We start from the raw sequence: 20369 nt of genomic DNA on the forward strand, positions 1-20369 counted from the left end.
GCCATGGATCCGATCCGTATCGCCATCGTTGGCGTGGGCAAGATCGCCCGCGACCAGCATATCCCCGCGATCGAGGGCAACCCGAACTTCAGCCTCGGCGCCACGGTCAGCCCGCATCACCGCGGCCCTGAAGGCATCCCGCACTTCAGCAGCCTCGAAGACCTGGTCGAGAACGGCCCGGCCATCGACGCGGTGGCGCTCTGCACCCCGCCGCAGGTCCGCTATGACCTCGCCGCGCTGGCGCTGGCGAAGGGCATGCACGTGTTCCTGGAAAAGCCGCCGGGCGCCACGCTGGCCGAAGTGGCGGCGCTGGAAAGCCGTGCCGACAAGGTGGGCGTGACGCTGTTCGCTTCGTGGCACTCGCGCTACGCCGCGGGCGTTGCCCCGGCCCGCGCCTGGCTTGCCGAGCGTACGATCAAGAGCGCCAGGATCGTCTGGCGCGAAGACGTGCGCGTCTGGCATCCGGGTCAGGACTGGATCTGGGAACCGGGCGGCCTTGGCGTGTTCGATCCGGGCATCAATGCTCTCTCGATCGCCACGCACATCATGCCGCGCCCGTTCTTCCTCAAGGAAGCGACGCTCAGCCTGCCGGCCAACCGCGCTGCGCCGATCGCCGCCGATATCGAGTTCCGCGATACCGCCGGAGCCGAAATCCACATGGACCTCGACTGGCGCCAGACCGGCCCGCAGTCGTGGGACATCATCGTCGAGACTGACGCGGGAACGCTGAAGCTCTCGAACGGCGGCGCCGTGCTCACCCTGCCCACCGGCACAGAGCACAACGAAGACCTTGAATATCCGGGTCTCTATTCGCGCTTCGCCAACCTGATCCGTGGCGGCCGCAGCGATGTGGACATCGCGCCGCTGCGCCTCGTGGCCGACGCGTTCCTGCGCGGACGCCGCGAGCTCGTCGAAGAATTCCACGACTGATTTCCCAGGGAGGGGACAAGACATGTTGAAGGCGCTTCGCCTGACCACCGCAGCCGTCCTGCTGAGCGCCACTGCGCTCGCAGGCACGGCTCATGCCGATACCGACGGACAGCCCACCACGGCGACCATCGACGCCGACAAGCCCGGCGCGGTCTATCATAAGGAAGTCTTCACCCAGTTCGCCGAGCACCTCGGCACGGGGATCTACGGCGGCCTGTGGGTCGGCAAGAACAGCAAGATTCCGAACACCAACGGTTTCCGCAACGATGTCGTCCGGGCGCTCAAGGACCTCTCGGTCCCCGTGATCCGCTGGCCGGGCGGCTGCTTCGCCGACGAGTACAACTGGCGTGAAGGCATCGGCCCGCAGAACAAGCGTCCGGTCAAGGTCAACACCCACTGGGGCGGCGTGACCGAGCCGAACACCGTGGGCACGCACGAATTCTTCGAACTGCTGCGCCAGGTCGGCGCGGAAGCCTATATCGCCGGCAACGTCGGCGACGGCACGCCGCGCGAAATGGCCGAATGGGTCGAATACATGACCGCACCTGCCGGTTCGCTGGCTGAGCTGCGCGCCAAAAACGGCCACAAGGAGCCCTGGAAGGTCGCCTACTTCGGCGTCGGCAACGAGCTTTGGGGTTGCGGCGGGAACATGCGTCCCGAATTCGCGGCCGACGAGACCCGCCGTTATGCCACCTTCGTCAAGGCGCCTGCCGGCACCAAGATCCTGAAGGTCGCCGCGGGCGCCAATGTCGACGACTACAACTGGACCGAGACGATGATGCGCGTCGCGGCCCCGCAGCTCGACGGCGTTTCGCTGCATTACTACGTCCACCCTGCCGGTGGCTGGCCGCCGCGTGCGCCCGCCGTCGATTTCGACGAACATGGCTGGGCCGATGCGCTGAACGGCGCGCGCCACATGGACGAGCTGATCACCAGGCACTCGGCGATCATGGACAAGTACGACCCCGAGAAGCGGGTCTTCCTGGCCGTGGACGAATGGGGTTCGTGGTACGCCCAGGATCCGGGCACGCATCCGGGCTTCCTGCGCCAGCAGAACACCCTGCGCGACGCGCTGATCGCCTCGGTCCATCTCGATATCTTCGCCAAGCATGCCGACCGCGTGCGGATGACCGCCATCGCCCAGATGGTGAACGTGCTCCAGGCGATGATCTTCACCGAAGACAACAAGATGGTGCTCACGCCCACCTACCACGTCTTCGAGATGTACAAGCCGTGGCAGGATGCCACCGTGCTGCCGATCCAGATCAAGTCGCCCTGGTATCACAAGGACGAGTTCTCGATGCCTGCCGTCAGCGGCTCGGCAGTGAAGGGCAAGGATGGCAAGATCCATGTCGGCCTGTCGAACCTCGATCCGAACCAGTCCAACACGGTGACGATCAAGCTCGGCGGCGTCAGCGCATCGGCGGCCACGGGCCGTATCCTGACGGCACCCGCGATCAACGCGCACAACACCTTCGACGCACCGAATGCGGTGAAGCCCGAGGCCTTCTCCGGCGCCACCGTGCAGGGCGGCAACCTTGTCGTTACCCTGCCGGCCAAGTCGGTCGTGGTGCTCGAACTGCAATGAGCGTGAACCACGTCCCCGCCGCTCCTTATGTCTTGGGAGATTGGGGCACCACCCGGCTGCGGCTGTTCCGCCTCGACGGCGAGGACGTGGTCGCCCGGCTCAGCGGGCCGGGTGCGCTTGAAGGTCACGCCGAAGCGGCGCTGGCCGAAAGGCTGGAAAGCTGGAAGGCCGAAGGGCCGCTGTCCGAAGTCGTGCTTTGCGGCATGGCCGGTGCTCCGGGTGCGCTCGTCGCGGCAGGCTATGCGGCCTGCCCGGCGGACGCGGCCAAGTGGCTGTCCTCACGCACGCGGCTCGAAGTCGCCGGCATTCCGGTTTCGGTGCTGCCGGGGCTGAGCTGCCGTGCGGACGGCGTGCCGGAAGTGATGCGGGGCGAGGAGGCGCAAGTCTTCGGCGCCCTCGCGCTTCACCCGGACCTTGCGGAGGGCGAACATCTCATCGCGCTGCCGGGGACACACTGCAAGTGGGTCACGGTCAGGGATGGCACGATCACCATGTTCCGCACTCACCCGACCGGCGAGCTTTTCGCGCTGCTGGCCGGACAGTCGACGCTGACCGGACCCGATACGCCGGGCGAGGGCACTGTCGACGAAGGCTTCGCACGCGGTCTCGAACGCTGCGGCGAGCCGCTGACCGGCGCGCTGTTCGAAGCGCGGGGTGCAAGAATGCTGGACGGCCGGTCGAAGGACTGGTCGCGCGGCTATATCTCGGGGCTGCTCATCGGCGGCGAAGTGGCAGCCCGTGTCACGCCGGGCGCTTCGGTGGTCCTGATTGGCGACCCGGCGCTGTCGGCGCTTTATGACCGTGCGCTGGAAGGACTCGGCTGCACCGCCCGCCGTATCGACGGCGACGCGGCGGTCCTTGCCGGTCTGCGTATCGCAAAGGAATTGAAAGCATGAAGATCGAACAGGTTCTGGCAGAAGGCGCTGCCCCGGTCGTCGCGATCCTGCGCGGCATCCAGACTCACGAAGCGGTCGAGATCGGCACGGCGCTGGTCGAGGCCGGCGTGCGGATCATCGAAGTGCCGTTCAACTCGCCCGATCCCGCCGGCTCCATCGGCGCCATGGTCGAGGCTCTGGGAGACCGCGCCGCGATCGGCGGCGGCACCGTGATCGGCACCGATCTGGCGGAGACGCTGGCGGGTGTCGGCGGAACCTTCATGGTTTCGCCCAATGTCGATCCGGCCGTCATCAGGCGCTCGATCGAACTCGGCATGGACGTGCTCCCCGGCTTCCTCACCCCGACCGAGGCATTCGCCGCCGTGGCGGCAGGCGCCAATGACCTCAAGCTGTTCCCCGGCTCGGTGCTGGGCAGCAGCTACATCAAGGCGATCCGCGAAGTCCTGCCCAAGACCAGCCGCGTCTGGGCGGTGGGCGGTGTGGGCGCTGCCAATGTCGCGGAATACCGCGCAGCGGGCGTCTTCGGCATCGGCGTGGGCGGCAGCCTCTACAAGCCCGGCTTCGATGCCGCGACGGTTGGCGCAAAGGCCGCCGAGATCGTCGCCGCATGGAACGCCTGCGCGGCATAACAAAGCAAGTTCGGAGAGAGTACGTGTTCAGGAAATTCCTCGCTGCCGCCAGCCTTGCCGTGCTGGCCGCCTCCGGTGCGGCCGATGCGCAAGTGCAGGTCGGCGAGAAGGGGGCGGGCACGCTCAATTCCCGGTTGAGCGGCGACCTCACGGTGCACGATCCGGTCATCATCCGGGAAGGCGATACCTACTACGTCTTCAGCACCGTGGGCCGCTATGTCGGCATCAAGACCTCGAAGGACCTGAAGGCCTGGAAGGATGCCGGTTCGGTCTTCGCCGAGATTCCGGCATGGGCCAGGCAGGCGATCCCCGGCGCCGAAGGCATCTGGGCGCCCGACATCTCCTACGTGAACGGCGAATACCGGCTCTATTACTCGGTCTCGACGTTCGGCTCCAACCGTTCCGCCATCGGCCTGGCGACGAGCAAGACGCTCGATCCCAAGGCCAAGGGTTATGGCTGGAAGGACCAGGGTCTCGTCGTCATGTCGACGCATGAGGACGACTTCAACGCCATCGACCCCAATTTCGTCGAGGATGCGCAGGGCCGCCAGTGGCTCTCGCTCGGCAGTTTCTGGACCGGCCTGAAGCTGTTCCCGCTCGATCCGAAGACCGGCAAGGTCGCCCCCGGTACCGAGCCCTATTCGATCGCCCGCCGCCTTGCTCCTGCAGGTGGCCCGGCCCCGGTCGAAGCGCCTTTCATCATCCCGCACGGCGGCTTCTACTATCTGCTCGCCAGCTACGACTATTGCTGCAAGGGCGTGAACAGCACCTACTACACCGTCGTCGGCCGCTCGAAGAAGATCACCGGGCCCTACCTCGGCAAGGACGGCAGTTCGATGATGGAAGGTCGCGGCACGATCTTCCTGCGCGCCGACCTGAAAGAGCAGCAGCGCTTCCGCGGCCCCGGCCATGCCGGCGCCTTCACCGACAAGGACGGCACTACTTACGTCGTCTACCACGCTTACGACAAGCAGGCGAACGGTGCGCCCACGCTGCGCATCGCGCCGATCCGCTGGGACGCGGACGGCTGGCCTGTCGCCGAATACTGATCCCACCTGACGGCACCCCGGTCCCCCGACCGGGGTGTCCTTTTTCCCATCGCCGGATCAAATCGGACCGGCGCCACGAAACAAGCATCTCGGAGAGGATGACATGAACTTTTCCCTTTCGCGCCGCGCATTTGCCGCCAGTGCCGCCCTGCTTCCCATCGCCTGCAACCGTGCGGGCGATGCCGCTCTCGGTGGTGACGACAAGGCTGCCGTCGCCGATCCGCTCAAGGGCCCGATCAATCCGCTGGTGAAGAACCGCGCCGATTCGCAGGTCTTCCGCCACGACGACGGTAACTACTACCTCACCGGCTCGGTCCCCGAATACGATCGCCTGATCCTGCGTCGCTCGAAGACGCTGGCCGGTCTCGCCACCGCCGAGGAGCGCGTTCTCTGGCGTCATGAGAAGACCGGCCCGATGTCCGGCTTCCTCTGGGCGCCCGAACTGCACCTCATCGACGGCAAGTGGGTCATGTACTTCGCGGCCGGCCCCAGCGGCGGCGGCGAGGACGTGTTCCGCATCCGCACTTACGCCATCGTCTGCGACGGGTCCGACCCGATGACCGGCAAGTGGTCGGTCCTTGGCGAATTCAAGATGCCGTGGGACAGCTTCAACCTCGATTCCACGAGCTTCGTCCACAAGGGCCAGCGCTATTTCGCATGGGCCCAGCGCGAGGAAGGGATCGACACCAATTCGAACCTCTACATCGCGCCGATGAAGGACGCGCTGACGCTTTCGGCCGATCCCGTCCGCCTTACGGTGCCGACGCTCGACTGGGAAACCCGCGCCTACAAGGTGGCAGAGGCCCCGGCGGTGCTGGCAAAGAACGGCCGCCTGTTCATGACCTACTCGGCCAGCGGCACCGGCGCCGTCTATTGCCTCGGCATGCTGACGATCGACGAGAACGCCAACCTCATGGACCCCAAGGCATGGACCAAGTCGCAGAAGCCGGTCTTCGCGACTTGCGTGGAAACCTCGGTCTACGGCCCCGGCCACAACAGCTTCACGGTGGACGAGAACGGCAACGACATCCTCGTCTACCACGGCCGCGACTACGAGAAGATCGAAGGCGACCCGCTGCTCAACCCGGATCGCCACACCCGCGTCCAGCGCATCTATTACGATGACAAGGGCGCGCCGGACTTCGGCGTTCCGGTCGGCAACGGCGCGCTGCCCGAGCGCTTCACCCCGGCTGTGAACCGCGAGGTGATGCTGGGTCATGACGGTACGAAGCTGACCCTCGCCAAGGGTACGCCGCTGCCCCGGACCCAGTTCCGCGAGATCGCCGGCGCTGACGGCGCGGTGCAGCTTTCGCCGATCCTCCTGCGGGACAAGGGGCTTGCGGTGGGCAAGGACGGCGTGGCTGCGCTGACCGCGCTCGGCACTGCCGACCTGTTCCTGCGCGAGGCCGGGGAAGTGCAGGGCACCGTGCGCTTCGTTTCCAAGTCCGACTCGTCGAAGGCGCTCGCGTTCTCCGGCGATGCGGTGAAGCTGGCGGACAAGGGCGATCCGGCGACGAGCTGGCTCGTCGGCTGACAGCAACAACTCAGACAAGACCGCCCGGAATCCTCGTGTTCCGGGCGGAATTGCGGCGAATCTGCCACACTCCACGCCCCTTTTTGATAGCGCTCCCCCTTTTATCCTTGCATCGCATTAGTCAGACTAATAATTAGTCCGAGTAATTCGAAGGGGCATGGTATGGGCCAGCCCCAATGGGAGGGTTGATCCATGGCGCTCAAGCCATTTGCATTCTGCACCGCATCCGTCTTCGCCCTGAGCCTCGCCACCGTGGCTCACGCGCAGGATGCCGCTCCGCAGGCCGCCGACGCCGCTGAACCGACTGCCGAGGACATCATCGTCACCGGCGTGCGCGCCTCGATCGTGGGCGCCATCAACAGCCGCAAGGAAAACATCCAGATCGTCGATTCGATCGTGGCTGAAGACGTCGGCAAGCTGCCTGACAACAACGTGATCGAAGCGCTCCAGCGCGTCACCGGCATCCAGGTCACCGACCGTGCCGGCGGCGAGACCGGGACCATCACGATCCGTGGCCTGTCCGATCCTGTCACCACCTGGAACGGCCGCAACATCTTCACCGCGGCCGGCACCTCGTTCGCGCTGCAGGACATCTCGTCGAACCTCGTCCGCAAGATCGACGTCTACAAGACCCGCTCGGCAGACCAGCTCGAATTCGGCCTCGCCGGCCAGATCGACGTCGCCACGCGCCGTCCGTTCGACTTCGACGGTTTCACCATTTCCGGCCTTGCGCGCGGTGTCTACAGCGAGCTGGCGGACAAGGTGAACCCGAACGTCGCGCTGCTCGTCAGCGATCGCTGGGAAACCGGCATCGGCGACATCGGCTTCCTCATCAACGGCAGCTATACGCGTTCGAAGTATCGCAACATGAACGTGCAGGCCGGCGCCCTGGTGCCGTTCGCCACCGAAAACCCGCCTTCGGACACCTGGCTGACGCCGCTGCAGCGCATTTTCCCCAACACCGACCCGGCGAACCCCTACTGGAAGCCGGGCCTCAACGCGGGTCTGCCGACCACGCCGGGTTCGACCCTCAACATCGACGGCGTAGAGGTGCCTTACTACCTCTCGCGCGATGCGGTCATCAGCTCGGATCTTTACGGCAAGCGTGAGCGTCCCTCGATCAACGCCGCCCTGCAGTGGGCGCCGAACGACCGTTCGACCTATACCGCCGAGTTCTACTACACCGGCTTCCGCGGCAGCACCTTCAACTCGATGCTGTTCAGCTTTGCCGACTGGTGGGGCGATCTGGGTGATGATCCGGGTTCGACCTTCGAACTCTATGACGGCACCAACGTCATCAAGTCGCGCAAGATCGGCGGCGTTTCGGGCTTCAACAGCGCGGACTACTCCACGAACAAGACCGACAGCTATGTCTACGCTCTGAACGCGGACTGGGACGTGGGCGATCGCGGCAAGATCACCGCCGACCTCGCCTACCAGGACAGCAAGAACGAAACCTCGTTCTTCGCCGTGCGCACCAACCGCGCGCCGCTGGACATCGACGTCGACTTCAACGCTGGCGGCGGTATCCCGTCGTACAGCTTCGGCACGCCGGGAGTCCTGACCGACGCAACCCAGTGGACCGTCGGCGACCTGTTCGACAACGGCAACCGGAGCACCGGCAAGGCTTTGACCTTCCAGCTCGACGGCTACTACGAATGGGACGAAGGCTTCCTGCGCCGGATCAAGGCGGGCTTCCGCTACGACGATCGCAAGGCCAGCACCTTCATTCGCGAACAGAGCGCGGGCGCCCTTGGCGGCACGCTGGCCTCGCTGGGTGACGGTTACAGCTTCACCAACAGCGGCTTCTTCGATGGCCGCGCCGACGTTCCGACCAGCTGGGTGCTGGCAAACGGCCCGGCGCTGTACAAGAACGCCGACGCCATCCGCACGCTCTACCAGGCGGCCAACCCGAACCTGCTGCTGTCCGATCAGCTTTCGTTCGGCCGCGTGTTCGACATCAACGAAGTCACCCTGGCGGCCTACCTCCTGGCTGACGGTCAGGTCGAAATCTTCGGCCGTCCGCTGATGCTCGAAGGCGGCGTGCGCATGGTCACGATCGATACCGATTACGACTACTTCGATCGTTACAACGACTATGCCCGCACCGGCGTTTCGACCGGTCAGATGAAGTTCCTGCCGAGCTTCACCGCACGTTACGAGATCACGCCGAACCTGCGCGTGCGCTTCAACTACGGTGAAACCCTGCGTCGTCCGGCGTTCGGCGACCTCAACCCGAACGTTTCGCTCACCGGCGACCTTTCGGGTCTGGGCTTCGGCACGGGCAGCGCCGGCAACGCCGGCCTGAAGGCGACGACGTCGAAGAACTTCGACCTTGCGCTGGAATGGTACTTCGAGCGCAACAGCGCAATCTACGTCACCGGTTTCCGCCGTGAAATCAGTGGTCTCGTCGTTCCGCTCACCACGCTCGAGTATATCCCGAACAACGGCATCGAGGGCAGCACCGCCACCGACTACTTCCAGGTTACCCGTCCGACCAACGCGTCCGACGGCGTGCTCAAGGGCGTGGAACTGGGCCTGACCTACTTCCCGACCTACCTGCCGAGCGTGCTCGACGGCCTGGGCTTCCAGGGCAGCGCCACGATCCTCGACTCTTCGCAGACGATCCCGGAAACCGACGACGAGGGCAACACCGTCCTCACCAAGTCGGCGTTCTTCGCGGTGTCGAAGTTCTCGTACAACGCCACGCTGGCTTACGAGCGCGGTCCGATCGGTGCACGTCTCTCCTACGTGTGGCGCAAGGGCTTCCTCCAGCGCAACGAGGCGCGTGCCTTCGCCAACCCGATCGGCTTCTGGCGCAAGCCCGAGAAGAGCCTGGACTTCCAGCTCACCTTCGCCGTGACCGACGACATCGGCCTGACCTTCGACGCGGTGAACATCACCAAGGCGAAGCAGCAGGACTACTACAAGTTCGAGGATGCCGGCGGCCCGGTCACCATGAACGCGAATACCCTGCTGATCGACCGCACGTTCGCGGCGGGCGTTCGCTTCAAGTTCTAACCTGACAAGGCGGGCCGCGACACACGCCATTCCGTGTCGCGGCCCGCCATAGGCGGCTGTTCCTCCGGGCTCCTCTCCCAACACAGGCCCGGCAGGACGGCCGCCTTTATTTTTTGCTGCTATCAGCTGACGCTCGCCAGACCATGAAGGGGTAACGATGCGCGGAAACATCCGGACGATCCTCGCCACCGCGGCGCTTCTTGCGGGCGGGGCCAGCCTGCCGCCTGCCGCATCCTCCCAAGAATCCGCGTCTTCCAGGACCTCCGCTTCTTCTGGTGTCGGCCGGGCTGTTCCGAAGCTCGATACCGCCGCCATCGCCAAGGCTCGCTTCGGCAACGACGCCGCCTGGTACGAACAGCGCATTCCCTTCTTCGAGAGCGCCGATCCGAAGATCGATGCGGTCTACTACTACCGCTGGGGCCTGTTCCGCGCGCACCAGCGCGACCTCGGCGCGCAGGGCTACGTCACCACCGAATTCGCCGACGACGTGGACTGGCAGCGCGAGCCTTTCGCCAGTCTCAACGACGCCAGCGGCTTCCACATCGCCGAAGGGCGCTGGCTGAACGATCGCCGCTTCACCGACGATTACGTCAACTTCATGTACGAGGGCGGCAACGACCGTCACTTCACCGACCACATGGCCGACTCGGTCTGGGGCCGCTACCTTGTCGACGGCGACCGCGAGGCGGTGCTCGCGCACCTCAAGACGATGCGCCACATCTACCGGCTGTGGGACGAGAAGTTCGACTTCACCAAGGGGCTCTACTTCGTGGAGCCGCTGCTCGATGCCACCGAATACACCGTGTCCTCGATCGACGCCTCTGGCGGCAAGGACGGGTTCCGGGGCGGCGATTCCTTCCGGCCCTCGGTCAACAGCTACATGTTCGCCAATGCCCGCGCCCTTTCGCGCATGGCGGCGCTGGCGGGCGACACGGCTATGGCCAAGGAATACGCGGGCCGTGCCGAGGCCTTGCGCACGCGCGTTCTCGAAGACCTGTGGAGCCCGAAACTCGGCCATTTCGTGGACCGCTACCAGGTCTCGAACGAGCATGTGAAATACTGGGACCAGATCCGCAATCGCGAGCTGGTGGGCTACCTGCCGTGGATGTTCGATCTCGTGCCGGACGAGGCGAACTATTCGGCTGCCTGGGGCCATCTGCTCGATCCCGCGTCGCTGGCGGGCAAGGCGGGGATGCGCACCGTCGAGCAGAACTACGAATATTACATGCGCCAGTATCGCTATCTGGGCACCGCGCCCGAGTGTCAGTGGAACGGGCCGATCTGGCCCTACCAGACCACGCAGGTACTGACCGGCATGGCCAACCTGCTCGATCACTATGGCCAGACGGGTCCGGTGACGCGCAGCGACTACATGCGCCTGCTGCGCCAGTACACCCAGCTTCACTACCAGGGTGAGGGCAGGAACGCGCGGCTCGACCTGGAAGAGGATTACCACCCGGAGACCGGCAAGCCGATCGTCGGGCTGGACCGCAGCCATCACTATTTCCATTCCGGCTATCTCGACCTGATCCTGACCGGCCTTGTCGGCATCCGCCCGCGCGCGGACGACGTGCTGGAGGTCAACCCGCTGCTTCCGGCCGCCGGTGACCCGCAGGCGCTGGGCTGGTTCCACATCGAGCGCGTGCCTTATCACGGTCACGAGGTCTCGGTGACATGGGATGCGGACGGCAAGCATTATGGCCGCAAGGGGCTGACCATCGCGGTGGACGGCGCCGAAGTCGCTCACCGTGACGATCCGGCCCGGATCGAGGTGCCGCTTGCGCGCAAGGCCAATGCCCCGATCGTGCGGGAGGAGAACCTTGCGGTGCAACTCGTGCGGGGCAACTTCCCCAAGGCCAGCGCGTCCTCCGGCACAGAGGCGGAGAACCTGCACGACGGTATCGACGGTCGCGCCTGGTTCTATCCGGAACTGCCGAACGGCTGGGATTCGGCGAAGTCTTCCGCGCCGCAGTGGTACGCGGTCGACTTCGGCAAGACGGTCACGCTCGGCCGTGCGGAGCTGGCGTTCTTCGCCGATGGTGCGAAGTTCGCGGCGCCGCGCCGGGTCTCGGTCGAGGTCTGGCGCGATGGCGGCTGGCAGCAGGTGGCCGCGCCCAAGGCCGCCCCGCTTGCCAATGGCGTAACCGAGCTGCGCTGGCCCGCCGTTACGGGCGAACGCATTCGCGTGACGATGGTGCCGGCAGCCGGCCGCGCCATCCGCCTTGCCGAACTCAAGGCCTTCACCCGCTGAACCTGTCCGCCGGCCGGAGCGGTTGTTTTCGCTTCGGCCGGCAGGACGTTTCTCCGGCGCCCGCGTCGTGCGCGGGAATTCGGCCACGCCGCTAGGGTCAGGACCCATTAATCACGCCTGCGAGGTTTGAATCAAAATGGCTCAGAGCGAGGAAGGAAGGCGTAGTAATATGTCTATATTTCAAGCCTTTCTGACGCTGCACTGGGCCATTTTGATCAAATCCCTCCGGGACACCGGAATGGCTTCCATCTCGAACCAAAGCGACTTTGGACGGGCAACCAGCCCGCCCGGCAGCCGCTTTGGCCCGATATGTTCGCCATTCCGGTGCCTCGCAGGCGTGATTAATGGGTCCTGACCCTAGGGTCCTGACCCTAGAGCAGCCACACGGCAAGCATGATCCAGAATGTTGCCGAAAAGGCGATGGCGATGGCGAGGCCGAGCAGGGGGCGCCGTTCCGGCTTCAGGTCCGTTTCTTCCGGTGGATCCCCGGATGCCGGGTCTACGGCCATAACGACCGGTGAAGCCGGCTACGACCAGTACCCTGCGCACCGCGCGAAGTGGCGGTGTGGGAATCAGCCGAAATCGGACTTCGAGCCATGGACGGTACTCCCGGCGCCTGCGCCGGTCGGCTCGGTACACGTCCCGGTCACGTCACTTCATCATGAGCCCTGCCGGGGCGACAGGGCCATATCGATGGACGGGTGCCTATCGGCGGTCGGGCGAAGGCCAGCCGTTCAGCCTTCGACCTTTTCGGCGAGAAGCGCCGGGGTCAGCACTTGCGGCAATTGCTCCGCCTTACCGCCATTTGCGTACCAGACGTAAAGCGGCACGCCTGCTGCGCCTTGCGCGGTGAGGTAGCGGGTGATCTCCGGATCGCGGCGGGTCCAGTCCCCCCGCAGCACGACGACGCCGGCCTTTTCGAAGGCGGCGCGCGTTTCCTCGCGCTCGATGGCGACCTGCTCGTTGACCTTGCAGGTGAGGCACCAGTCGGCGGTCATCCAGACGAACACCGGCTTTCCGGCGGCGCGCGCATCGGCCAGCGCCTTCTCGCTGAAGGGCTTTGCCGCCAGCAGCGATTCGATGCGCTCTTCAGGCGGGGCGGGGCAGGGCAGCACGGCCAGCACGATGGCGGCGGCGGCAAGGGCAAGCACGGCGAAGGGGCGGGCGGCCTTGCCCCGGCGCTGGGCGCGGCCCGCCGCCAGGAGGATGGCAAGGATCGCGATCAGGCCCACAAGAGCGCCCAGCACGAATACGGTGCCTCCGGCCTTCCACGTCAGCCATGCCAGTGCCAGCGCGGTCAGGCCCATGGGCAGCGCCATCCAGTGGCGGAACGTCACCATCCAGCCGCCGGGCCGGGGCAGCCGCTTGCGCAGCGCCGGGACGAAGGCCACCGCCAGGAAGGGCAGGGCGATGCCGAGGCCGAGCGCGGCGAACAGGGTCATTGCCGGCAATACCGGCAGCAGCAGCGCCGCGCCCATCGCCGAAGCCATGAACGGTCCGGTGCAGGGTGTCGCCACGAAGGCGGCGAGCAGGCCGGTGGCGAAAGCACCCCGGGTGAAGCTGGAGGGCGAACCGCCGGACACGAAGCCGGGGACCGTGAACTCGAACAGGCCCATAAGGTTGGCGGTGATGACCGAGGCGAGCAGCAGAAGGCTGACGACCACCAGCGGCTCCTGCAACTGGAACGCCCAGCCGACCTGCTCGCCGCCTGCGCGCAGCGCCAGCAGCAGCGCGCCAAGCCCGAGGCAGGCGGTGATGACGCCCGCCGCATAGGCAAGTCCCTCGATCCGGGCATGGCTCTCGCTCTCGCCCGCGCGGGCGAGGCTCAGTGCCTTGAGGCTGAGGATCGGAAAAACGCAGGGCATGACGTTGAGCAGCAACCCGCCCGCCAGCGCGGCGAGCAGGAGCAGCGGCAGCGAGGGCAGTTCGGGCGCGGCGGCATCGGCGGCGAGCGGCGTGCCGCCTGTCGGCACCGTCCCCGCGCGAGCGGTGAAGGCGATGCCGTCTCCCGCGGGATTGAGGCGCAGCACCCCGGTCAGGACATCCGCGCCGCGCGGGTCGAGCTTCGTGCGGGGGAGCGTGACGATCAGCATGTCGCCCTTCCAGGCGAATTGCTGGTTGCCGGCATAGTCCGCCAGCTTGTCCTCGCCGATGAAGACGTGCGGGGCATCCAGCGGAGTGGCGGCGGGAAGCGGGATGGCGAGGCGAACCGTGCGCTCGTCGAGGCTGAAGGTGGCGGCGGCGTCGAGCGGGGCGGGGAGGCGGCGCAGCCATTCGGCAAAGCGCGGATCCGCGCCGGTCTCGGCCTTGGCGGCCACCGGCACCTCAACGGCGAGGTCGGCACGTTCGGGCACGCAGATCTGTTCGGTGCAGGCGAGCCATTCGGCATGGAGGCGGACCGGCACGCGGCTTCCGGGCACGGCATCCGCCGGAACCGTGAAGGGTACGAGCACCGCGTAGTCGCTTTCGAAGACGTGGTTCATCAGTCCGGATACCACCAGCGTCTGCGGTACCGGATAGCGCGGGCTGCCGGCTTTCGCCCCGTCAGGCAGGGTCCAGGCGAGCTGCATGCCGAGGCCGGCGTCGCCGGGGTTCGACCAGTAGCCGTGCCAGCCTTGCGCCGGCGTCATGTGAATGGCGATGGTGCTTTCGCCGCCCGGCGCCGCCGCCGGACCGGCCACCAGTTCGGCGGCGATGTGGGCGGGAGCGGCCTTGGCGGCGAGCGGGGCGAGAAAGAGCGCCAGCATTTGACACATGAGTGCCATAAACAGGCGATAGCGGCGCTTTTTCATGAAACTCCCGTGCGTTGGGGGCGCTTGCGTCGCCCACGCATTGCAGACATCGATGCATCTGCGCCCATTGCATCGACATTTCAAGGAAGTCCCCCCGATGCGCCTGCTTTCCTCGTCGCTCGCTCCGCTGGCCCTGGTTGCGGCACTGGCCGTTTCGGCCCCCGCACTGGCGCAGGAAGCACCGGTGGCTGCTGCTTCCGCGCCCGCGCCGCAGGGCGAGCCCCGGCTGATTGTCGCGATTTCGGTGGACCAGTTCTCGGCCGACCTCTTTGCCCAGTACCGCGAGCATTTCACCAAGGGCTTCACGCGCCTGCTGCAAGGGGCGGTGTTCCCCTCGGGCTTCCAGTCCCACGCCGCCACCGAGACCTGCCCCGGCCATTCGACGCTGCTGACCGGCGTGCACCCTTCGCGCACCGGCATTACCGCGAATTCGTGGTACCAGCCCGGCATCGCCCGCGCCGAAAAGGAAGTCTACTGCGTCGAGGACGAAACCAACCCCCGGTCCACGCCGGACAATCCGGTGGTCAGCCCCGCGCACCTCAAGGCGCCGACGCTGGGCGACCTCATGAAGAAGCGCAATCCCGCGACCATCAACGCCGCCGTCTCCGCCAAGGACCGCGCCGCAGTGATGATGAGCGGCCATGACACGGACGCCGTCTACTGGATCGGCGCCAAGGGCTTCACCACATTCGAGAACCGCAGGATCAGCAAAGCGGTCGAGACCGAAAACGCGGTCATGGCGAAGCGCGTCGCCGCCGGTGACGGCCCGCTGGCGGTGCCGGGCTGGTGCGGCAGTGTCGACCGGGCGACGCCGATCAAGGACTTCACCATCGGCACGTACCGTTTCCCGCTGGCCGCCGGGGACTTCAAGTCCTACGCCAATGGCCCGCGCGTGGACACCGCCACCGCCGAGATGGCCGTGCGCATGGTGGACGAATTGGGCATGGGCAAGGATGCCGTGCCCGACGTGCTCTCCGTCAGTTTCTCGGCCACGGACAAGGTCGGCCATGCCTTCGGCACCGAGGGCGTGGAAATGTGCATCCAGATGAACGTGCTGGATGAGGCCATCGGCAACCTGTTCGACGCGCTCGATGCGCGCGGGATCGATTACGAGGTCGTGCTCAGCGCCGATCACGGCGGCTTCGATGCGCCCGAGCGGCAGAAGCTGCGCGGCAATCCCGATGCCACCCGCATCGATCCCGCGCTCACCGCCGGGAAACTGGCCGCCGCCGTCTCGCAGGATACCGGCGTGACCGTGAAGAACGGCCCGCTGTTCTACGGAGCGGGCGAGGCGGGCAGCGTCTGGTTCTCGTCCGAACTGACGGCCGGACAGAAGCAGAAGGTCATGGCCGCGCTCGTCGCGCGCCTGAAGGCCAATCCGCAGATCGCCGCTGTCTATACGCAGGACCAGATCATGCAGTGGCCCCAGCCCAAGGGCAATCCGCAGGACTGGACGATGGAGCAGAAGGTCCGCGCCTCCTTCGTGCCGGGGCGCTCGGGCGAAGTGCAGATGCTGACCGTGCGCGGGGTCGTGCCGGGCGAGGCAAAGCCGTTCAAGGTCGCCTCGCACGGCAGCCCGTGGGACTACGATCGCCGCGTGCCGATGCTGTTCTGGCGCAAGGGCATGACCGGTTTCGAGCAGCCGACCCCGGTGGAGACGGTGGACATCGCGCCCACCCTTGCCGCGACGGTGGGTCTGACCGCGCCGGCCGGCACCTGGGACGGAAGGTGTCTCGACATCGACGCCGGAGAGGCCGATAGCTGCCGTCGATGAACGACTCTGCAGCGAAGCACGACCAAAAGGCGGAACACCGCGACCTGATCATCCTGGGCGGGGGCCTCGTCGGCATGACGCTGGCGCTTGCCGCGGCCCGGGCGGGTATCACCAGCCACGTCATCGACCGGGCCGACCCGGCCGATCTCACTGCCGAAGGCGCGGACGGCCGCGCCTCGGCAATTTCGACGGCGAGCTGGAACCTCTTCACCAACATCGGCCTCGCGCCTGCGCTGAAAGATCTCGGTTGCCCGATCGATTCGATCGCCGTCACCGATTCGATGAAGCCGGGCCGGATCGATTTCACGCCCAAGCCCGAGGAAGGCTCGCTGGGCCGCATGTTCGCCAATCGCGACTTGCGCCTAGCCCTGTTCGCCGCCGCGCGTGAGGAGAAGAACATCGCCTGGCACGTCCGCACCGAAGCGGTCCGGCGCGACCGGGGGCCGCACGGTGTCGAGGTGGAGCTTTCGGACGGCCGCGTGCTCGGCGCGAGCCTGCTGGTCGCCGCCGAGGGCCGCCAGTCGCCCACGCGCGACGAGGCCCGCTTCGCGCTGGCCAAGTGGGACTACAAACACCGCGCCATGGTGACCGGGCTGTTCCACGAGAAATCGCACGCAAACACGGCCTGGGAAATCTTCTACCCGGCGGGACCGTTCGCGCTGCTGCCGCTGCTTGATGACGATCAGGGCCGCCATCGCAGCGCGCTGGTCTGGACGGTGGCGGAAAAGGATGCCGCCGGGATCATCGCCATGCCGGACGCCATGTTCCTCAACGAAGTGGAAAGCCGGATGCACGGCGTGCTCGGCAAGATCACGCTTTCCGCGCCGCGCATGAGCTATCCGCTGCGTTTCCATCATGCCGGACATGTGATCGACGAGCGCCTTGCGGTGATCGGCGATGCGGCTCACGGCATGCACCCGATCGCCGGACAGGGCCTCAATCTGGGCCTGCGCGACGTCGGCGCGCTGGTCGAAGTGCTCACCGAAGGCATGCGCCTTGGCCTTGAGCCGGGCGATGCGCAGTTGCTGGCGCGTTACGAGAAGTGGCGCAGCCTCGATACGTTCATGGTCATGTCGGTGACGGACGGGCTGACGCGCCTGTTCGGCATTCCCGGCCGCCTGCCCAGCGCGGCGCGCCGCCTCGGCATGGGCGCAGTGCAGCGCCTGCCCAGCCTCAAGCGCTTCTTCATGGATGAGGCGCGCGGGATGTCGGGCGCCTTGCCGGAGCTTCTGCAGGGATAAGGGGCTTCACGCCCCCTGCCTGCCCCTCGCATTCACCCTTATTCGGACGGAGCCGCTTCCGAAGCATCCGCCGAAGGCAAGTCGGTCGGCAGCACGCCCGGTGTCGCCAGCGGGCTCGGCTGGTCCACCGTGTGCCCTTCGGCGTCGGTCAGGCGGCGCGGTTCGAGCATGGCGGTGGTTTCGAGCAGGTTGAGCGCGTCCTGCACGTCCTGATAGCGGTGCGCATCGGCGGTCCAGGTCTGGGCGGCCTGCGCATTGGGCAGGCGCTCCACTTCGCTGATGGCATTGCCGATGCGGCGGGCGCTCAGCATCAGGCGGGCGCGGTCGATGCGGGCGGTGGGCGTCAGGAGGGTGGAGGATTCGCGGCGCACCACGAAAAGGCTTGACAGTTCGCGGCGCGCCTTCTGCCAGAGGCTTTCGTTGCTCTGCGTCTCGCTGAGTTCGGGCGACAGCGCTTCGAGACGGGCGGAGAGTTCGTCGATGGTGACGGGGTTCTTCGAGAATTCGATCACCGTCTGCACCGCGCGGGGCTGGGCATTGGTAAAGCGCAGGCGAAGCTGGTCGGCGACGTAGCTCAGCGGTTCGCCGCGATCGACCATGCGGCGCGCGGCGAAGGCGATCAGCAGGCCCTCGGCGCGGGCGGCATTGCCCGAGGCGGCGCCGGTCTGGAAATCGATGCGGGAAAGCCGGTCCTCAAGCAGCGCGAGCCGCCCTTCGACCGATCCCAGTGCGGCCAGCTGCGCCGGTGACGAAGGCGCCGTGGCCATCGGCACTTGCGGGCGAGAGGGCGCGGCCTGCTCTGGCTGCGGCGCGGTTTCGCCTTGCGGCATGGCCCGTTGCGGCAGGATTTTTGCCAGTTCCCCGCTTGCCGCTGCCCAGGCGACCAGCGCGCCTCCCAGCAGGAAAGCAATCAGGGCAACGAAGAATACGCCTCCGCGCGAACGCGGGCGTGAGGACGAATGAGGTTGTGGCGAGGTGAAATCCTGCATCAAGTCTGGTTCTGTCAGTTTACGATCCCGAGGGGAAGTCTTGGCATATCTCCAGGGCCATGGCCAGCAGCGCAGTGTCGTTGGGGAGCGCGGCGCTGCGCAGGGCGGCCCAGCCTGACCCCGCCCGCCCGGCAACGCGCGGGCCGATGCAGGCCAGGGCGATTCTCGCGCGGCCGATGCCGATCCGGTCGCACTCGGCCGCGAAATGCCCCGCCGCCTCGGCGGAATGGAGCAGGACCACGGTGGGTTTCTCCAGCGTTTCGGCCAGTCCGGCCGGCAGGGGAAGGCTTTTGCTGGCGTAGACTTCGCGGGTTATCACGGTGCGGTCGGCGGGCACGTCGAGGATGGTGTGCTCGCGTCCGGCCAGTCGCAGCAGGCGGCCATGGCCGGGGGCGAGGTTTCCCAGAACCGATTGCAGTCCGCCGCTGCCCGTGCGCACCACGTCCAGACCGGCGTCGCGGGCGGCCTGCGCCGTCCGGTCTCCCACCGCGTAGGCGGGCAGGCCGCGATAGGCGCCGAGTGCGGGGCCGCCATGGCGCAGGGCATTGGCGCTGCCGAGCAGGACGGCGTCGATTTCGCCGCGCGGCACCGGAGACCACGGCAGGGCGCGAACCGCGAACAGCGGAAAGGCGCGGGCATCGAGCCCCATGGCCCTTGCCGCCGCCACGGTCATGGCAGTGCCGGGTTCGGGCCGGATGACGATGACGGGCGGCATCGCCGCCTCAGTCCGCCCCGGTGAAGTGGACGGCAATGGCCGGAACCGCGCGGGCGAGCAGGTCGGCGGCGAGGCGCGCCGGACCATCGCGATCGGAAAGCGGGAAGCTGGCCTCTCCCTCGACCTTTTCGGCGCCGTCCGGGCTGTAGAGCGCGGCCCGCATCGCGAGGTTGGCGCCGTCGTGCCGGGTGAGCACGGCGATCGGGCTGTGGCAATTGCCGCCAAGGCCGGCAAGCAGGGCACGTTCGGCAAGCACCGAGGCGCGGCTCTGCGCATCGTCCACGGCGGCGAGGAAAGCGCGGGTGCGGGCATCGTCGGCACGGCATTCGACCATGATCGCGGCCTGGGCGGGAGCGGGCAGCCAGTCCTCCTCGCCCAGCGGGTGGCCGGTGCCGGTCTCGCCCAGCCGTTTGAGTCCGGCGGCTGCGAGGAACGTGGCATCGGCCTCTCCGGCGGCCAGCTTGGCGAGGCGGGTGGCGACGTTGCCGCGGAACGTCACGACCTTGCAGTCCGGCCGCGCGTGGAGAAGCTGCGCGGCCCGGCGCGGGGCGCTGGTGCCCACGACCGCGCCTTGCGGCAGGGCGCGGATGCTCTCGGCCCCGACCAGCACGTCGCGCACGTCTTCCCGCGGGAGAATCGCGCCGATCGCGAAGGCTTCGGGGCGAATCGTTTCCACATCCTTGGCCGAATGGACCGCGAAATCGATCTCGCCGTCCGCCAGCCAGGCGTCGAGTTCCTTCGTCCACAGCGCCTTTCCACCGATTTCGGCCAGCGCGCGGTCCTGAATGCGATCGCCGCTGGCGGTCACGGCAACGATCTCTATATGCGCGGGATCGATTCCGTGAGCGGCGGCCAGCCGGTCGCGTGTTTCCTCGGCCTGAGCCATCGCCAGCGGCGAGCGGCGGGTGCCGAGGCGGAAGCTTTGTTTTTGCGTGTCAGTTTGCGTCGTCATCGGCGGGT

Annotated in this window: 14 protein-coding genes; 10 read left to right on the forward strand and 4 right to left on the reverse strand. The window is 66.9% G+C overall.

From position 1 onward, the window contains the following. Positions 1-3: 3 nt before the first annotated feature. The 8 genes from ACLIMP_RS04960 (at position 4) to ACLIMP_RS04995 (ending at position 11898) form a co-directional block, all read left to right on the forward strand. On the forward strand, positions 4-930 hold the full coding sequence (locus ACLIMP_RS04960; RefSeq protein WP_054437001.1) for a Gfo/Idh/MocA family protein: 927 nt from the start codon (positions 4-6) through the stop codon (positions 928-930). A 22-nt stretch (positions 931-952) separates the two neighbouring features. Then, on the forward strand, positions 953-2518 hold the full coding sequence (locus tag ACLIMP_RS04965) for an alpha-N-arabinofuranosidase (RefSeq protein ID WP_324697918.1): 1566 nt from the start codon (positions 953-955) through the stop codon (positions 2516-2518). Continuing rightward, positions 2515-3414: a 2-dehydro-3-deoxygalactonokinase gene (locus ACLIMP_RS04970; RefSeq protein ID WP_185998123.1), complete on the forward strand. Its 900-nt coding sequence runs from the start codon at positions 2515-2517 to the stop codon at positions 3412-3414. Before ACLIMP_RS04965 ends, ACLIMP_RS04970 begins: the two co-directional genes overlap by 4 nt. Further along, complete coding sequence (locus tag ACLIMP_RS04975) at positions 3411-4043, forward strand: 2-dehydro-3-deoxy-6-phosphogalactonate aldolase (RefSeq protein WP_054437004.1); 633 nt, start codon at positions 3411-3413, stop codon at positions 4041-4043. The genes ACLIMP_RS04970 and ACLIMP_RS04975 overlap by 4 nt, the downstream gene beginning before the upstream one ends. A gap of 23 nt (positions 4044-4066) precedes the next feature. After that, the gene (locus tag ACLIMP_RS04980; protein ID WP_420719857.1) at positions 4067-5092 is read left to right on the forward strand and encodes an arabinan endo-1,5-alpha-L-arabinosidase; all 1026 of its coding nucleotides are present in this window, start codon (positions 4067-4069) and stop codon (positions 5090-5092) included. 103 nt (positions 5093-5195) lie between these two features. Continuing rightward, positions 5196-6626: a glycoside hydrolase family 43 protein gene (locus ACLIMP_RS04985; protein WP_185998121.1), complete on the forward strand. Its 1431-nt coding sequence runs from the start codon at positions 5196-5198 to the stop codon at positions 6624-6626. A 192-nt stretch (positions 6627-6818) separates the two neighbouring features. Then, positions 6819-9647 (forward strand): TonB-dependent receptor, encoded by a 2829-nt coding sequence (locus tag ACLIMP_RS04990; protein WP_054437007.1) that lies wholly within the window; start codon positions 6819-6821, stop codon positions 9645-9647. 157 nt (positions 9648-9804) lie between these two features. Beyond that, positions 9805-11898, forward strand: a complete 2094-nt coding sequence (locus ACLIMP_RS04995; protein ID WP_324697922.1) for an MGH1-like glycoside hydrolase domain-containing protein — start codon at positions 9805-9807, stop codon at positions 11896-11898. A gap of 734 nt (positions 11899-12632) precedes the next feature. Here ACLIMP_RS04995 and ACLIMP_RS05000 read toward each other — a convergent pair. Beyond that, positions 12633-14690 carry a protein-disulfide reductase DsbD family protein gene (locus ACLIMP_RS05000; RefSeq protein ID WP_420719858.1) on the reverse strand — a complete coding sequence of 686 codons (2058 nt, stop codon included), beginning with the start codon at positions 14688-14690 and terminating at the stop codon, positions 12633-12635. Positions 14691-14787: 97 nt separating this feature from the next. On the opposite strand from ACLIMP_RS05000, the gene ACLIMP_RS05005 reads away from it, so the two are divergent. Both ACLIMP_RS05005 and ACLIMP_RS05010 read left to right on the forward strand, forming a co-directional pair. Then, a complete protein-coding gene (locus tag ACLIMP_RS05005) occupies positions 14788-16464 on the forward strand; it encodes an alkaline phosphatase family protein (protein WP_324697928.1) in 1677 nt (558 codons plus the stop codon). Beyond that, the gene (locus tag ACLIMP_RS05010) at positions 16461-17705 is read left to right on the forward strand and encodes an FAD-dependent monooxygenase (RefSeq protein ID WP_132469440.1); all 1245 of its coding nucleotides are present in this window, start codon (positions 16461-16463) and stop codon (positions 17703-17705) included. The genes ACLIMP_RS05005 and ACLIMP_RS05010 overlap by 4 nt, the downstream gene beginning before the upstream one ends. Positions 17706-17743: 38 nt before the next feature. Here ACLIMP_RS05010 and ACLIMP_RS05015 read toward each other — a convergent pair whose 3' ends face one another. Genes ACLIMP_RS05015 through hemC form a run of 3 tightly spaced genes read right to left on the reverse strand, consistent with a single transcriptional unit; the run spans position 17744 to position 20361 of the window. Beyond that, positions 17744-18694 carry a hypothetical protein gene (locus ACLIMP_RS05015; RefSeq protein WP_185998116.1) on the reverse strand — a complete coding sequence of 317 codons (951 nt, stop codon included), beginning with the start codon at positions 18692-18694 and terminating at the stop codon, positions 17744-17746. A gap of 19 nt (positions 18695-18713) precedes the next feature. Continuing rightward, complete coding sequence (locus ACLIMP_RS05020) at positions 18714-19409, reverse strand: uroporphyrinogen-III synthase (RefSeq protein ID WP_324697931.1); 696 nt, start codon at positions 19407-19409, stop codon at positions 18714-18716. 7 nt (positions 19410-19416) lie between these two features. Continuing rightward, complete coding sequence (hemC, locus tag ACLIMP_RS05025; protein WP_443478080.1) at positions 19417-20361, reverse strand: hydroxymethylbilane synthase; 945 nt, start codon at positions 20359-20361, stop codon at positions 19417-19419. Between the last annotated feature and the right edge of the window lie 8 nt (positions 20362-20369).

Source organism: Novosphingobium aeonii (genome assembly GCF_052279045.1).
GTDB lineage: Bacteria > Pseudomonadota > Alphaproteobacteria > Sphingomonadales > Sphingomonadaceae > Novosphingobium.

What these genes read in the sequence shown, in the direction of transcription:
- ACLIMP_RS04960 (WP_054437001.1), top strand. Translation starts at nt 4, where the DNA reads ATGGATCCGATCCGTATCGCCATCGTTGGCGTGGGCAAGATCGCCCGC.
- ACLIMP_RS04965 (WP_324697918.1), top strand. Translation starts at nt 953, where the DNA reads ATGTTGAAGGCGCTTCGCCTGACCACCGCAGCCGTCCTGCTGAGCGCC.
- ACLIMP_RS04970 (WP_185998123.1), top strand. Translation starts at nt 2,515, where the DNA reads ATGAGCGTGAACCACGTCCCCGCCGCTCCTTATGTCTTGGGAGATTGG.
- ACLIMP_RS04975 (WP_054437004.1), top strand. Translation starts at nt 3,411, where the DNA reads ATGAAGATCGAACAGGTTCTGGCAGAAGGCGCTGCCCCGGTCGTCGCG.
- ACLIMP_RS04985 (WP_185998121.1), top strand. Translation starts at nt 5,196, where the DNA reads ATGAACTTTTCCCTTTCGCGCCGCGCATTTGCCGCCAGTGCCGCCCTG.
- ACLIMP_RS04990 (WP_054437007.1), top strand. Translation starts at nt 6,819, where the DNA reads ATGGCGCTCAAGCCATTTGCATTCTGCACCGCATCCGTCTTCGCCCTG.
- ACLIMP_RS04995 (WP_324697922.1), top strand. Translation starts at nt 9,805, where the DNA reads ATGCGCGGAAACATCCGGACGATCCTCGCCACCGCGGCGCTTCTTGCG.
- ACLIMP_RS05000 (WP_420719858.1), bottom strand. Translation starts at nt 14,690, where the DNA reads ATGAAAAAGCGCCGCTATCGCCTGTTTATGGCACTCATGTGTCAAATG.
- ACLIMP_RS05005 (WP_324697928.1), top strand. Translation starts at nt 14,788, where the DNA reads ATGCGCCTGCTTTCCTCGTCGCTCGCTCCGCTGGCCCTGGTTGCGGCA.
- ACLIMP_RS05010 (WP_132469440.1), top strand. Translation starts at nt 16,461, where the DNA reads ATGAACGACTCTGCAGCGAAGCACGACCAAAAGGCGGAACACCGCGAC.
- ACLIMP_RS05015 (WP_185998116.1), bottom strand. Translation starts at nt 18,694, where the DNA reads ATGCAGGATTTCACCTCGCCACAACCTCATTCGTCCTCACGCCCGCGT.
- ACLIMP_RS05020 (WP_324697931.1), bottom strand. Translation starts at nt 19,409, where the DNA reads ATGCCGCCCGTCATCGTCATCCGGCCCGAACCCGGCACTGCCATGACC.
- hemC (WP_443478080.1), bottom strand. Translation starts at nt 20,361, where the DNA reads ATGACGACGCAAACTGACACGCAAAAACAAAGCTTCCGCCTCGGCACC.